This window comes from Haloprofundus salilacus (assembly GCF_020150815.1).
GTDB lineage: Archaea > Halobacteriota > Halobacteria > Halobacteriales > Haloferacaceae > Haloprofundus > Haloprofundus salilacus.
In genome coordinates this window covers 37,571-51,921 of the sequence record NZ_CP083723.1, presented here as the reverse complement: position 1 = coordinate 51,921, position 14,351 = coordinate 37,571, and the positions used below count along the sequence as shown (strand labels likewise).

Here is a 14,351-nt window from a genome sequence, read left to right as displayed (position 1 = left end):
CGGAGCCGTCCATGTCCGAGAGCACCCCACCGACGCTGACCAGCGTTGGCATCGACATCGGGACGACGACGACCCAGGTCGTCGTCAGCGAACTGGCGCTCGAGCGGTCCGGCGTCGGCGCCGTTGCCGTCGATATCGCCGAGACGACCGTCGTCCATCGAGGAGAGATCCACGAGACGCCGCTTCTGGATCGGCGAACGCTCGACACCGACGCGGTCTCCGACCTCGTCGAGTCGGAACTCGAAGCGGCGGGCTACTCGGCCGCCGAGATCGACAGCGGCGCGGTCATCGTCACTGGAGAGTCATCGTACAAGGAGAATGCCGAGGCGCTTGTCACACAGATCGCGGACAGCGCAGGCGAGTTCGTCGTCGCGGCTGCGGGCCCCCAACTGGAGGCGGTGTTGGCCGGGAAGGGCTCTGGAGCCGCGGCACAGGCCGCAGAGAGCCGGGAGACGGTACTTAACGTCGACGTCGGCGGCGGCACCATCAACATGTGTCTGTTCTCGGGCGACGACGTCGTCGAGACGCGGTGTCTCTCCGTCGGCGGCAGACTCCTCCGCTTCGACCGGTCGGGGCGCGTGACGCACGTCTCCGAGCCGGCGGCCCGACTCGTCGCGAACCACGACCTCGACATCGACATCGGGGCACGGCCGACCGACGACGACCTGCGCCGACTCGCGACGGCGATGGCAGACGCCGTATTCGACACGATAGACGGGTCGCCGCTCTCGCCGGAGACTGAATCGCTCACCATCGGGCCGAGCGAGTACGCCGCGGTGGACGTCGACAGTGTCGTGTTCAGCGGCGGCGTCGGCCGCCTGATCTCGACGCCCGAGCCGCGTCCGGACGACGAAACGACCGACGACGCTCGGTTCGCCTTCGACGACTTCGGCGTCGTCCTCGCGGCGGCGATTCGAAGGCGGCTCGACGAACGGTCGCTGCGCGTCCGTCGACCCGACGAGGACATCAGGGCGACGGTCGTCGGCGTCGGCACGCAGACGACGTCGTTCAGCGGGACGACGACCCACATCGACGAGTCGGCGCTCCCGCTGCGGAACCTCCCGGTCGTCGAGGGCCCCGCCGTCGGGCCCGACCACGACCGCGACGCCGTCGCGAGGCGCGTACAACGCTGCATCGAACGCGGAATCGAACTGTACGAGCTAAACGACGAGACGCCGTTCGTGCTGTCGCTGCCGTCGATTTCGCCGCTGAGCTACGACCGAATGAAGCTGGTGGCGCGAGCGGTCGACGAGGCGTACGGGCGGTGTTTCGCGAGCGACTACCCCCGCATCGTGCTCACGAGACAGAACTGCGCGAAGGCGCTCGGCCAGCAGTTGGCCGCCGCGTGCAACACGGCCGCACCGCTCGTCGTCGTCGACGAAGTCGCCGCGCGTGACGGCGACTACCTCGACATCGGCGAACCGGTCGTGACCGGCCAGACGGTCCCTGTCGTCGTGAAGTCGCTCGCGTTCGGCGGTTGACGACGGAGGACGGCGATATCGAGCGGCGGACCGGCGAGGAAGACGAACTTGTACGCGAAGTCACCGTTGATGAATCCGTTGGCGAATTTCCGAAACCGGCCTCGTCGAAATCCTCTTTTTCCGGACATACTCCACGAACACCGCCGCTAGAACACACTTATCCACTGACAACGTACTGAAGATATGGTCCCACACCGATTCGGCGGAACGCCCTTCGACCGCCGCGGCAATCGCGTACGCACGCCGTGCGTGGAACGCACCGCTCGCAGTCACCGTTGCGAGCGGACGGACCGCCGAGTCACTGAAGAGACGGTGCGGCGGTGACGGAACCGCCGCCGACCGACCGTCGCGAGGAATCGGCCGACGACTGTCGGACGAGCGAACCGCAGCGAATGCTACCCGCGGATTTCGCTGAACGGGTGTTCGACGTGAGTCCGATCAGTATCGTCGTGGTTGGACCGACAGGGGCTCTCGTCTTCGCGAACGAGCGTGCGACACAGACGCTCGGGATGACGGTCGAGGCGATCACCAGCCGAACCTACGAGCAATCCGACTGGAAGATGTCTCACGACGATGGGACGCCCGTCTCCGTCGACGAACACCCGGTCACGCGCGTCTTCGAGACGGGGAAACCCGATTTCGGATTCGAACACTGGATCGAGCTTCCGGACGGCTCCGAGCGGTGGCTGTCGAGTAACTCGTCCCCCCTCGTGAACGAAGCGGGCGAAGTCGAATACGTCGTCGTCTCGTTCGAAGACATAACGGGGTTGAAACGCCGCGAGGAGCGGTTGACAAGCGAGCAAGTGCGACGCCTTGAGTTCCGCGCGAATCAGTCTGCCGTCCCGCCCTCGCTTCGCAGAGATTCCGGCGAGATGCGAATCGAGATCGACTCAATCATCTCGGTGCCGGACGGGAAGACCGTCCAGTACATGGGGACGGCCGACCTCTCGGCGAGAGAGTTCGTCAACGCCGTCGAAGAGGTACCCCACTACTTCGAGGTACGCTTGCTCAGCACGACCAACGGGTACAGTCGTCTCGAAGCCCGCTCGAAGTCGGCGACGGTCTCCGAAATCTTCCCGTCGCTCGGCGGTCGTGCCCGCGCCATCGTCATCGCTGCTGACGAGGTCCGGTTCCTCGGAGAGCTGCCGGGCGACGTAGATCCCCGGCAGGCCGCTGCCGGTATTCGGCGCTTCCACCCCGACGTCGAACTGGTATCCGAGGAGCTCGTCTACTCGCCGCATCTGCTGTACGATGTCGTCGCCGACGCGCTCACCGACCGACAGATGACCGCCCTCGACGCCGCCTACTTCAGCGGCTACTTCGACACGCCACGGACGACTACCGGTGACGACCTGGCGGACAATTTTGGTGTGACGCGACAGACGTTCAACCAGCATATTCGCAAGGCCCAGCAGACCGTCTTCGAATACTTGTTCGAAAAGTCCGGCGAAAACGCACGCTGACTAGTCAGCGTCTCCCCTTACCACGCTGAGTCGCTTAGTAACGAAACATGTGCGCGACCAAGAAGCAATCTGATTCGTCCACGAGACTCTCTTTCGGCGGCGATGTAGGCCTCGATCCTGGGTGTGAAGCGGTCCACGCCAGATTTGACGGGGACCCCAACTCGGTCGTCCTTGCGATCGTCGAAAGCGTGGCGACCGTCACGGATCGCGACATCACCGCTCTGCCGCCGCTGTTTGATGTCATCGACCCCGAAGCGCTAACCGACCTCGTGGCGCCGTCTCGGAAACGACCCGTCGAGGTGTGTTTCTTGTACGACGGTTGCCAAGTGGACGTTTCGAGCCGCGGTGACGTTACCGTCGCAGCACTCGATCGGTAACCGGGTTCCCCGAGCGCAGCCGAATACAATCTCTTTGTTCGTAGACACACCTACCACCCTATGGGACGGATGGCGAACGCACTCGGTGTCGCTATCGCCGTGGCACGAGTCGCAAATGACGAGGAGATAAAATATCCGGCGGGCGCAGTCGCCTACTACGCGTTCGTCTCGTTCATTCCACTCTTAGTGTTAGTGTTTGCAATCATCGGTGAGAATCTCGCGGTCGAGATTTATACGACGACACCGCAGTTTCTCACGGGTGAAGCCCAGGGGTTAGTGTACGAAGCGATGACCGAAGTCTCGGGACGGACCGGAGCAGGCGTGTTCGCAATCGTCGTCCTCGCCTGGGGCGGGGCAAACATCGCGGTCGGGTTTCTGGCTGTAGTCGAACGCATCGAGAATGCGGACGAGCGGTCGCTCACCGAGCAACTTCGTGATGCGGTCACGACGCTCGTCTCCTTCAGCCTCGCAATCACCATGATTATCGTCACGAGCGCGCTCTTCGCACTTCTGCCGGCTACTTCTCTCGTCGGAGTTGTCGGGTCAATCGTCCTGCTCGTCGCGCTCACGGGCGCGTTTCTCCCGATGTACTACGTCCCGTCGCGAGTCGTGACTTCGTGGTCGGGAGCCGTTCCCGGGGCTCTCACTGCTGCCGTCGGCTGGTCGATACTACTGTCGGTCATCCAGCTCTACGCGGTGAACGCGGCTCAGTACGCGATTTATGGCGTCCTCAGCGGTATCATCATCATTCTCACGAGCCTCTATGTCGCCGCGGCCATACTCATGATCGGCGTCATCGTCAACACGACGCTTGCCGGCGAGACGAACGACGTACCCTCCCAGTACGACTAGTCGACTATCCTGCCCTCTCCATCGAGAATATCAGTTAGCGAACTTACCACTCTTCGAGAGTTTGAATAGCACCTAACAAGATTCATAGGACCCCGAAATTCACTGCTCGTACGATGCCTGAAGACGAGAGGCTGCTCCGAATGTCGCGCCGAACTGTGCTGTCGGCGTTTGCGGGAACCGGCGTCGCGACCGCCCTCGGGTCGATTACGTCGACACCGGCGGCCGCTACCCTGACCGAGTTGACCGATGTCCTTTCGCTCGGCACGTTCGAGTCGACGCTCGACGAATGGCGGACTGACGGTGACCTCGCGCTTTCGAGAGTCGCCCGAGGCGACCGTCCGATCGCCGTCACCGAAGGCGAGTACGCGCTCAACGTCGCCGTCGACGGCGACCCGACCCCGTCGATTTCGCGTCCGGTCTCCGGGCTCGAACTTTCGTCGTACCCGTACTTCGTCGCCGATGTCGCGCCGGGTCGCGTCGACGACACTGACGCGCCCGTTGCCTTCCGATTTCGCATCTACCGTCCGACGGACGCACTCGACGCGGACTCGGAACTTGAAGTCGTCGCCGAGTCCGACCCGGTGACGGTCCCGCAGGCCGTTCCGGGCCGCATCTACTGGGACGCGAGCGACGTGAAGACCGACCTCCTCGACGCGGTCTCCCGTCTCGAAATTATCTGGTATCCGGACGACACCGGCCTCGATTCACCGGACGACGCGTTCGCGTACCGCGGCGGCGTCGTCTTCGACGCCATCCGCGCGACCGCCTCGGTCGACCCCGTGGGGAGCGCCCGACTCGCGGCGACGATGCGAGCGCTCCAGTTCGACCACGGCGCGTACGTTCGAACCGAGGTGACCGATAAATTCGACGATGGGGAGGCGGGCGCGTTCGTCTTCGCCGACGGCGCGACCGAACCGTACGAGTTCGAAATCCTCGCTGAAGACAGGTTCCGGCTCACGATCGCAGACACCGAGATCAAACTCGGAGGGGGGTGGTCCTGATGGTCGAGCGATCGACGTCGGCGACGACCGTCACGCTGCTGCCCGGCAATAGCGAGAACAGCACCGAGGGCGGCGACGACCTCGACAGCGCGATGCCCGATTACAACGGCAAGTGTCTCGACGCGTGGTTCGTCGCCGACGGCGTGACCGATCTCCCCGACGACCTGCAGGACGTCTACGAGATGCGAAAGCACCTCCCGGAGTACGACGAAGGGCTCAGGCGGTACCGACTCGCGAACCACATCGCGCTCTCCTTTTCGACGCCCGACGGTCGGAACATCGTGGAGCAGAGTGTCAGCCTCGAAACGAACGCGGACGAGAAGCCGTCGTACGTCGGCGTCGAGGGGGAAGAAACCGAGGAGAACGTCGTCAGGGAGATCATCGAGCGCGACGACCTCGACTGGTTCGGCGGCAAGGACAAGCTTCGAGCCGACGTCTCGAACAAGCGGTTCGAGAGCGACGCCGTGCGCGAGGAGGTCGATGGCGTCGGAGGTGTACGCGCCTCCGTCCTCTTCGGTGGGAGCGACACGTACATCGAGATAATGCGCGAGAAGTTCTACGAACTCGGCCCGGTCGAGTTCTTGGAGACGACGGGGATGGACGTGGAGGTGGTGCCCGCGTTCGTCGTCCAGCCGCCGACGATGTACACGTTCCTCGAACTCGCGGTGATGGCCGACGGGACGAACCTCGCCCGCGTCTGGGATGCCAGTCCGTACCCCAAGCACTACCTCTACGTCGACGAGCGAAAGCGCGACGAGACCGAGTTCGAGGAGGGAAGTCGTCTCTCGGGCGGCGAGTGGCGTGAAAACGAGAACGCCAACGAGCGGTTCGGCCAGTGGGCGCTGGAGGAGCAGGACCTCCGGTCGCCGTTCTCCCCGCACACCGAGTCGGGCTACGAGCAGTACGTCGACCACGCCACCTCGTTCGGGCCGTTTCCGGCGATGACGTACGGCGAGGACGGTGACGAACTGACCGCGTCGGAAGTGGCGCTTCGCCTCCCGCCGCTATTCCCGTGGTGAGCCGACACTCGTACGGGACCACTCGGTCTCTTCAGACACTACCGTTTATAAGTTCTTGGTGAGAGGGGGTGCTCATGGGGATGCCTGGCCCAACTCCGGACGTGATACGTGAGGAGGTCCGGGACCTCTTCACACAGTTAGAGAAGCCGTCTCAACCGGTAACTGCCGCGACCGTCGCCGAGCGCCTCGACTGCTCTCGACAGACCGCAGAACAGACGCTCGAGGAGCTCACGGACCGCGGTGATCTGCAGTCGACGGAGATAGCTGGGGGAAGTCGAGTCTGGTGGCGTCCGGGAGAGGAGCGTCAGTCGGCCGCCGCGGAGTCCGAGCGAACGGAGTTCCGAGCCTTCGTGAGCGCGGTCAAGGACTACGCCATCTTCATGCTCGAACCGGACGGAACCATCGCTAGCTGGAACGAAGGGGCTGGTCGAATCAAGGGATACCGAGGGGACGAAATCGTTGGCGAGCACTTCTCGAAGTTCTACACCGACGACGACGTCGAGAAGCGGGTTCCCGAACAGAATCTCGCCGCGGCAGTGGCCGACGGTCGTACTGTAGACGAAGGCTGGCGGGTTCGTAACGACGGCTCGAAGTTCTGGGCGAACGTCACCATCACCGCCATCAGAGACGACGACGGTGAGCTCCGGGGATTCACGAAGGTCACCCGCGATATGACCGAGCGGCGCGAATACGAACAATCGCTCCGCGAAGAGCGCGACCTGACCGAACGGATTCTCGAAACTGCGCCGGTGAGCATCGGCGTCTTCGACCCCGACGGCCGGCTCGTCCGGGCGAACTCGCGGTTGCTCACGCGTCACGGTCTCGAAACGTCCGACCTCCCCGAGTACAGTCTCGCACCGGCGGACGTCTACGACGCTGAAGGAGAGCCGATTCCGATCGAAGAGTTGCCGTGGAAACGGGTCGTCGAAACCGGCGAGTCCGTCCATCGGTTCCAGTGTCAGATCGAGTTTCCGGACGGCACTCGCCGGTGGCTCTCTATCGACGCCGCTCCGCTCGACGAGGGGTCCGACGGCGGGGAGTCTGACGACGGAACGCCGAACGACGGAGGGTTTGATGACGAGGAGTCGGACGACGGCGACCGTGTCGTCGCCGCCGTCGACGACATCTCTGAGCAAAAACAGCGGGAGCGACAGCTCGAAAAACAGAAGACTGAGTTGGAAACCGAACTGAGCGAGATTCTCGGTCGGATCTCCGACGCGTTCTACGCGCTCGACGACGACTGGCGGTTCACGCACCTCAACGAACGGGCCGCCGAGATCATGCAGCTGTCGCGGGAGGAGGTTTTCAACCGGGAGATTTGGGAGGTGTTCCCCGATGCAGCAGACGTCTATCGGGAGAACTTCGAGCGGGCGATGAACACCCAAGAGCCGGTGACCTTCGAGGTCTACTCGTCGGGGACCGCCGCGTGGCTGGAGTTCAACGTCTACCCCTCCGAATCGGGTCTCTCGATATACTTCCGCGACGTCACCGAGCGCAAAGACCGCGAGCGAAGCCTCTCGAAGTACGAGACTATCGTGGAGACGGTCGAGGACGGCATCTACGTAAAAGACGACGACGGATACTTCACGATGGTCAACGCAGCGTACGCGGAGCTGACCGGGTACAGTCGAGAGGAGCTCGTTGGCGCCCACGCGTCGCTCGTCGTCGACGAAGACACGATTACCGAGGCGAGGGAGCGAAAAGAGGCGGCAGCAGGCGGGGATGCGGCCGATCTCACTATGGAAGCGATGATCCAGACGGCGGACGGTGACCGCGTCCCGACGGAGGGCACCTTCGCGACGATAGAAACAGAGCGGGGCGAATCCGAGCAGATCGGCGTCGTCCGGGACATCTCCGAGCGCAAGGAGTACCAGCGCAAGATCGAGGAGTCGGAGCGCCGCTATCGGACGCTCGCCGAAAACTTCCCGAACGGCGCAGTCGCCCTGTTCGACGGAGACCTGAGATATACGGCCGTCGGCGGCCAGCTCCTGAAGGAAGAGGGAATCGACCCGGAGGAGAGGATCGGACGAAGCATCTTCGAACTCTATCCGGGGGGACTCGCCGAGAAGGTCGAACCCTACTTCGAGGCCGCTCTCGACGGCGAGTCGAACGCGTTCGAGTTGGAGTACGGCGGCCGGCAGCTGTCGAACTACACGCTGCCGGTCGGGAGTAGCGGCGATGCGGTCGACGCGGGCATGCTCGTCGTCCAGGACGTCACCGAACGGAGAACGTACCAACGGCGACTCGAAGAGTCGAACGAACGTTTAGAGCAGTTCGCCTATGCGGCCTCCCACGACCTGCAGGAACCACTCCGCATGGTATCGAGCTACATGCAGTTGATCGAACAGCGGTACGCCGACGAACTCGACGAGGACGGCCGGGAGTTCGTCGAGTTCGCCGTCGGCGGTGCCGAGCGGATGCGGGAGATGATAAACGGCTTGCTCGAATACTCTCGGGTCGAGACGCAGGGTAACGAGTTCGAGCAGGTCGAGTTGGAGACCGTTCTCTCGGAGGCGCGCGACGACCTTCGGCTCCAGATCGAGGAGAGCGACGCCGAGATCGCGGCTGAGTCGCTTCCCCGCGTCGACGGAGACCCCAACCAGTTACGCCAGGTGTTCCAGAACCTGCTGAGCAACGCGCTCGAGTACTGCGGTGACGAACCGCCGCGCGTCCGAATCACCGCCGAGCGGGAGGGTTCGTACTGGCGCATCTCGGTTCACGACGACGGGATCGGCATCGATCCCGACGACGCAGACCGCATCTTCGAGATCTTTCACCGGCTTCACAACCACGAGGAGCACAGCGGGACCGGTATCGGTCTGGCGCTCTGTCAGCGAATCGTCGAGCGTCATGGCGGAGAGATCTGGGTCGACTCCGAACCCGGCGAGGGAGCGACGTTCTCGTTTACGCTGCCTGGCGACGAGACGTAGTTTCTGAGACGGTACCGTATTTCGCCTGAGCGGCATTGCTGTCCGTGGTCAGTGACCCACGCTGTTCGCTCACGGCTGACGCCGTTCGTTCCTCGAGGAAGGGGACTGAGCGCCCATCTACGGTTAGGTCGGCGTCGCCGCCCCACTACGAATTCGTGCTCCGGAAGTGTCGACGTGACATCCTCCCCACCGTAAACGGCGGGGCTTCCCCTACGAAAGGAATCCGGCTTGGCAGGTTTCAGTCCGAATACGCCGAGAACGTCATCTATCCGGTTCTCGGACTCGTCTCTCGGTGGACTGCGGCGCTGTCACAGGCGCTCCCATCCTGTGGCGAGTCATCGCGTCCGGGTTCCCAACGGACGCTCTCTCCCCACGGGTCTACGCGACCAGCGATGTTCGCCGCCGCGTTAATATCTGCTTGGAACTTCGATACGTGGCAGTCGTCGTGTGGACACACAAACTCCGCTTGCTCATCACGGCGACCGAGACGACCGCAAGCGTGGCAGGTTTGGGAGGTGTACGCCGCGTTGACGTACTCAACGTGAATCCCCGCCTCGGTCGCCTTGTCTTCGATTCGATCCTGTAGCCGAGCGAACGCCCATGCGTGAAGCCGCCGGTTCATGAACTTCCCATAGTCCAACCGCTCACGGATGTACGACAGGTCTTCGAGAACGACAACCGGATTCTCGAACAGGTGGGCATACTCGACGGCTTGCCGAGACGCCTTCTCGACAATATCCGTAAGGACATTTTGGTAGTGGTCGAATCGTTCGTCCACACGCCACTCGGCGGCCTCTCTCGACTGTAGCCGCCGGAGTATCGTGAACATCTCTTTGCGGCGGTGTCGCGCCCGACTGCCACTAACGAGCATCGGCTTCCGTGGTACGTCGCGTTTGAGGGCACAGCCCGTTATCAACGCGCTCTCACCAACGTCGAAACCGATGTGCGTCTCATCGTCTGAGTCGGTCGGTTCTTCGACCGGGTATTCGACGGTGACGTGCAACTCCCACGAAGTGCGGTGTCGCTGTAGGCGCAACTCGCCTGCCTTCACCTCTTCAGAGAGCAGGTCGAACCACAGTGACTCCTGTTCGGGATTGATACAGAGTGGAATCCAGAAGTTCGTCCCGCGACCGGGTTGCGGGGCCTGCCACACGAAGCCGTGTTCACGCTCCTCCGAGTAGTCGAATTTCGCGGCCCGGTTGACGAGTCGAAGCGGATGCTCGGCGTCTAACTCCTCGGCGTTGTACGTCGAGCGAAGTTTCGGGACGTAGGATTTGAGCGCATCTTTGGCTTGGTATGGCAGGTCGTAGGGCGTTACAACGTCGTTGACGGCAGACATTGTGTTCGCCTCGGCGTCGAAGGCGTCGTGGAGTGCTTCGCGGTAGGTGTCCAAGAGTCGCTGTAGGCGTTGCTCTTTGCCCGTAGTGGGCGTGGCGAGCGTGGCCTGTAGCGTCTTCGTCACCGTCTCGGACACAATGTTAGTTTGGTATTAGTCAAACTTAACACCGTCGGTCACAAACCATGAGACGTGAAGAACATCAACATCGAAGTAGACGAGGAACAGTACGAGAGTCTGAAAGACACGAAGAAGCGCCACGGGCTAACGTGGAAGGGTATGCTTCTTCATGCGCAACGCGAGTTGGATTCCGGCCCTGCTACCGAGTAGTGGTTGGTCAGTACTGTGTTACATTCCCTCCGGCCTAAAGGCCGGGATTCCCTGCTTGTAGAAAGATGGCATCTCTACAGGCGGGCAAGGCAGAGTGCCTCGGGGCGGGGCACTGTGAGAATTGACGACAGAGTGAACCGTCTCGCGGGTGTCCCTCAGGGGAGGGGGGGATGCGTGTGGTCGAAATCGAGAACAGCGTTCGTTGATTCAGTGGGTGTTATCCAGACGGATGTGGACCGCCCCGCTCGAACGCACGAATCAGGCCGACTGCCTTCTGCTCTCTGAGTCCGAGACACTAGAGCCACCAATCATGAGCGAACATACCAAGAAAACGATGGAAACCAGAACGGTCGACGGCGTCGAAGCATTAGTGAATACGGATCCAGGAGAGATATTTATCGATCTTCCAGCGTCAAACCCACGGTATATCCGGGTTCAGGAAGGTGACCGTATCCAAGAAGGTGACACCGGCACTCGAACAACTGCTGAGATGGCCGGACCACTACTCACGCACTGGGTTATCGAATCGATCACAGAAGAGACCGTAACGGGGAGGGACACCGAGACCAACGAGACACGCGAATGGGATCGTGAACAGTTGATTCAGCGCCTCGGAACTGGTGGACTGAGTGCAGAACTCACAACGTTCGATCGGGTGAGCGTCACCGAAATCGAGGAGTGGGGCGGGAGACACTCCCCGGAAGGAACTGAAGAGGAGAAACCGTATGTGGTCGTGGTTACGTACGGCAACAACGGCGGGAAGTTTACACAACTGTACGCGGCAACTGAGACCGATGACTGGGATTCACTGGAAGTAGTACAGCAGGATTCGCACATCGAAGAGTTCAGCGACGAGTTACGGAAGCGCCTCGACGACGCTGTGCGTGAGGCGCTCGAAGCCGAACAACGGTTTCACTAGGTCCCTCACAGATTGCCAGCAGTCTTTCAGCGTAATTCGAGGTGGAGCTTCCGACCTCACCGAGCGAGCGAAGTCGTGAGCAAGTAGGGGAGGGTAGTTCACACGGCAGTTATCATAGAAAATCCGTCAGTCACTGTAGAGACTAATTACTCCCTGACTTAAGGTTTCGCTGCCTGAAGCAAGACCGTGAACCCCAAACACTTTCTTTTCGTTTCTGCCGACGCCGCACTGATTACGGACCTCGCGTGGCAGGTCGAGAAGGAAGGCCACCACGTGAAGCTCTATATCGAGGCCGAAAGCGACCGGGAGATCGGAGACGGGTTTGTCCCGAAAACCGACGACTGGAGAGCGCAGGTCGAGTGGGCCGACGTAATCGTCTTCGACGATATCTGGGTCGGCTCCGATATCGGCACTGGCGCGTTCGCTCAGGAACTCCGCGAGCAAGGGAAGGCTGTAGTTGGTGGGACGCCGAATACTGATCGTCTCGAAGAAGACCGCGGCTTCGCGATGGACGTACTGGAAGAACACGGCGTAGACACCATCGAAGATCGGGTGTTTCACGACTTCGACGACGCGATTGAGTTCGTAAAACGGAATCCCGCATCGTACGTTATCAAACCGCTTGGGGAAGTTCAGAACGTCAAGCGACTTCTCTACGTTGGAAACGAGGACGACGGAAGCGACGTGATCGATGTCCTCCAAGCGTACAAGAAGGCGTGGGGACACCGCATGAAGGGCTTTCAGCTTCAGCGAAAGGTCGACGGCGTCGAGGTCGCCGTCTGCGGGTTCTTCGACGGCGAGAGGTTCGTAGACCAGGTGAACATCAATTTCGAGCACAAGAAGCTATTCCCCGGAAACATCGGTCCCTCGACGGGTGAAATGGGAACCTCGATGTTCTGGTGCGGGCGCAACGAACTGTTCGAGGCTACGCTCGGAAAACTGGAAGAGTGGTTAGCAGCGGAGGGGTACGTCGGAAGTATCGACCTGAACTGTATCGTCAACGATCGAGGAATCAACCCTCTCGAGTTCACCCCGAGATTCGGCTATCCGACGATCACGTTGCAGCAGGAGTCCTTCGAGTCGCCTACCGGACAGTTCTTCTACGAGCTCGCCCACGGCGAGAATCCAACTCTCGACGTCCACCGGGGATACCAGATCGGTGTTCGCGTCGTCTTGCCGCCGTTCCCATTCACCGACGAGACGGCGTATCAGGAGAACTCGCGCAACGCCGCGGTAGTCTTCAAGACCGACGATCGTGAGGGCATCCACATCGAAGATGCGAAGAACGTCGACGGGCAGTGGCGCGTCGCTGGAGAGAACGGGATGCCGCTGGTCGTCACTGGAAAAGGAGAAACCATGCAAGACGCGAGAGAGCAAGCGTACACCCGAATCGACGACATCGTCATACCCAACATGTACTACCGAGACGATATCGGCGAGCGATGGATCGATGGCGACGGCGACCGGCTTCAGGCGTGGGGATATCTCGGGCCGAACGACGAGTGAAGTATCAGTGCAGTTTCCACTGTAGTCGCGTTAGTTAATCTGCTTCGTAGGATAGAAGGTACGCAACTCGGGCTTTCGATGGCGACTCATCTCACGGTACGTGCGCCATCGTGATGGTGCATCTGCCGCGTTTGTTGAGCGACAAAACGGAAATCGAATAGCGAATGTACGGAATCCCCAAATTAGGCCGTCGAGTTGCCACTCGGTCTCCACTGCGTAACTTCGTTTCGTCGGAGCAAATACCCGACTGCGACGACGATGTTGAGAAGCGGGACGAGAGCACCAAGCAGCCAGTACGTCCGGATTGGTTTCCAAACGCCTGCGCTCTGAAGTCGTCGAATATCGAGTCCCATCGAGATCGGAAGCAGAATCCATCCCCCGATGCCAAGGGCGGCGACGACGAAGCTGTCATCCACTGTAAACGCTGAGCTACCGAGGACCAACGCCTGTGGAAAAATCGAAAGGGCAATCAAAATATGCCATCCCCAGCCAGTTAGTGACGCTCGAACTCCTTCGGGATTCGATTCGGGAGGCTGTGGCGTGTCATCGGTGAGAACGTGCTGGCGTTTATGGAGGTACAGTAGGGTGACGACTAGATTGAGTGGGAAGACGAACAACCCGAGCGTCCATTTCGCTCGGATCCCCCAGCGTGCGTGGATTGCGAGATACCCCATATCGTAGTGGGCAGCAAGTACGAGCAACCCAACTGCAACGGTACGTACAAACAGTCGTATGCCATCGTCGCCGACGGACAGTACCGCGAGTCCGATCCACAGCAGTTGTCCAATGAATCCTGCGTAGACAAGTGTGACCCAGCGTCCAGACCGGCCTGCGCCACGGATTGGCTTTTCTTCTGGATTTCGTCCTGAAATGATGTTGAGTCGGTCTGAAACGAGAGGTGAATCGCGTCTCCCACCGTCGGTGGCGACGTATCGTGCAATCTCAAAAAGCGCGTAGCCTCCATAGAGGAAGTTCCCTGCGAGAAGGGTCGAACCACCAAGGTCGTCTACGAAGGAAAGCGCTGGATGAGAGAGAAGATCTGCGAGGATAGCGAACCCGATGGCGAGGAGACAGACGCCGAATAGCACAAGGAGTGTTGATATTGTGTCTCGACGGTCCATAATTGGTTGCCTAGTA

11 protein-coding genes are annotated in these 14,351 nt (G+C 61.1%); 9 read left to right on the top strand and 2 right to left on the bottom strand.

All coding sequences use genetic code 11. From position 1 onward, the window contains the following. Positions 1–11 precede the first annotated feature (11 nt). From LAQ58_RS00255 to LAQ58_RS00225, 7 genes are all read left to right on the top strand, one after another. Positions 12–1,481: an ethanolamine ammonia-lyase reactivating factor EutA gene (locus LAQ58_RS00255; RefSeq protein ID WP_224448623.1), complete on the top strand. Its 1,470-nt coding sequence runs from the start codon at positions 12–14 to the stop codon at positions 1,479–1,481. Between the two features lie 320 nt (positions 1,482–1,801). Continuing rightward, positions 1,802–2,944 (top strand): bacterio-opsin activator domain-containing protein, encoded by a 1,143-nt coding sequence (locus tag LAQ58_RS00250; RefSeq protein WP_224448622.1) that lies wholly within the window; start codon positions 1,802–1,804, stop codon positions 2,942–2,944. A 47-nt stretch (positions 2,945–2,991) separates the two neighbouring features. Next, positions 2,992–3,321, top strand: coding sequence for a HalOD1 output domain-containing protein (locus tag LAQ58_RS00245; protein WP_224448621.1), 330 nt, complete (start codon positions 2,992–2,994; stop codon positions 3,319–3,321). 60 nt (positions 3,322–3,381) lie between these two features. Continuing rightward, entirely contained in the window at positions 3,382–4,173 is a 792-nt protein-coding gene (locus LAQ58_RS00240; RefSeq protein WP_224448620.1) for a YihY/virulence factor BrkB family protein, read from the top strand. Between the two features lie 113 nt (positions 4,174–4,286). Then, on the top strand, positions 4,287–5,174 hold the full coding sequence (locus LAQ58_RS00235; RefSeq protein ID WP_224448619.1) for a hypothetical protein: 888 nt from the start codon (positions 4,287–4,289) through the stop codon (positions 5,172–5,174). Then, on the top strand, positions 5,174–6,193 hold the full coding sequence (locus LAQ58_RS00230) for a hypothetical protein (RefSeq protein ID WP_224448618.1): 1,020 nt from the start codon (positions 5,174–5,176) through the stop codon (positions 6,191–6,193). The genes LAQ58_RS00235 and LAQ58_RS00230 overlap by 1 nt, the downstream gene beginning before the upstream one ends. Before the next feature lie 74 nt (positions 6,194–6,267). After that, complete coding sequence (locus tag LAQ58_RS00225) at positions 6,268–9,123, top strand: PAS domain S-box protein (protein ID WP_224448617.1); 2,856 nt, start codon at positions 6,268–6,270, stop codon at positions 9,121–9,123. Positions 9,124–9,388: 265 nt separating this feature from the next. On the opposite strand, the gene LAQ58_RS00220 is transcribed toward LAQ58_RS00225, so the two are convergent. After that, entirely contained in the window at positions 9,389–10,597 is a 1,209-nt protein-coding gene (locus LAQ58_RS00220; RefSeq protein ID WP_224448616.1) for a transposase, read from the bottom strand. Between the two features lie 502 nt (positions 10,598–11,099). Here LAQ58_RS00220 and LAQ58_RS00215 point away from each other — a divergent pair. After that, on the top strand, positions 11,100–11,708 hold the full coding sequence (locus tag LAQ58_RS00215; RefSeq protein WP_224448615.1) for a hypothetical protein: 609 nt from the start codon (positions 11,100–11,102) through the stop codon (positions 11,706–11,708). A gap of 186 nt (positions 11,709–11,894) precedes the next feature. Further along, a complete protein-coding gene (locus tag LAQ58_RS00210) occupies positions 11,895–13,214 on the top strand; it encodes a phosphoribosylglycinamide synthetase C domain-containing protein (protein ID WP_224448614.1) in 1,320 nt (439 codons plus the stop codon). Between the two features lie 182 nt (positions 13,215–13,396). Here the strand turns inward: LAQ58_RS00210 and LAQ58_RS00205 are convergent, their stop codons facing one another. Further along, a complete protein-coding gene (locus LAQ58_RS00205; protein ID WP_224448613.1) occupies positions 13,397–14,335 on the bottom strand; it encodes a hypothetical protein in 939 nt (312 codons plus the stop codon). Positions 14,336–14,351 lie beyond the last annotated feature (16 nt).

What these genes read in the sequence shown, in the direction of transcription:
- LAQ58_RS00240 (WP_224448620.1), top strand. Translation starts at nt 3,382, where the DNA reads ATGGGACGGATGGCGAACGCACTCGGTGTCGCTATCGCCGTGGCACGA.
- LAQ58_RS00245 (WP_224448621.1), top strand. Translation starts at nt 2,992, where the DNA reads ATGTGCGCGACCAAGAAGCAATCTGATTCGTCCACGAGACTCTCTTTC.
- LAQ58_RS00235 (WP_224448619.1), top strand. Translation starts at nt 4,287, where the DNA reads ATGCCTGAAGACGAGAGGCTGCTCCGAATGTCGCGCCGAACTGTGCTG.
- LAQ58_RS00230 (WP_224448618.1), top strand. Translation starts at nt 5,174, where the DNA reads ATGGTCGAGCGATCGACGTCGGCGACGACCGTCACGCTGCTGCCCGGC.
- LAQ58_RS00205 (WP_224448613.1), bottom strand. Translation starts at nt 14,335, where the DNA reads ATGGACCGTCGAGACACAATATCAACACTCCTTGTGCTATTCGGCGTC.
- LAQ58_RS00255 (WP_224448623.1), top strand. Translation starts at nt 12, where the DNA reads ATGTCCGAGAGCACCCCACCGACGCTGACCAGCGTTGGCATCGACATC.
- LAQ58_RS00215 (WP_224448615.1), top strand. Translation starts at nt 11,100, where the DNA reads ATGAGCGAACATACCAAGAAAACGATGGAAACCAGAACGGTCGACGGC.
- LAQ58_RS00225 (WP_224448617.1), top strand. Translation starts at nt 6,268, where the DNA reads ATGGGGATGCCTGGCCCAACTCCGGACGTGATACGTGAGGAGGTCCGG.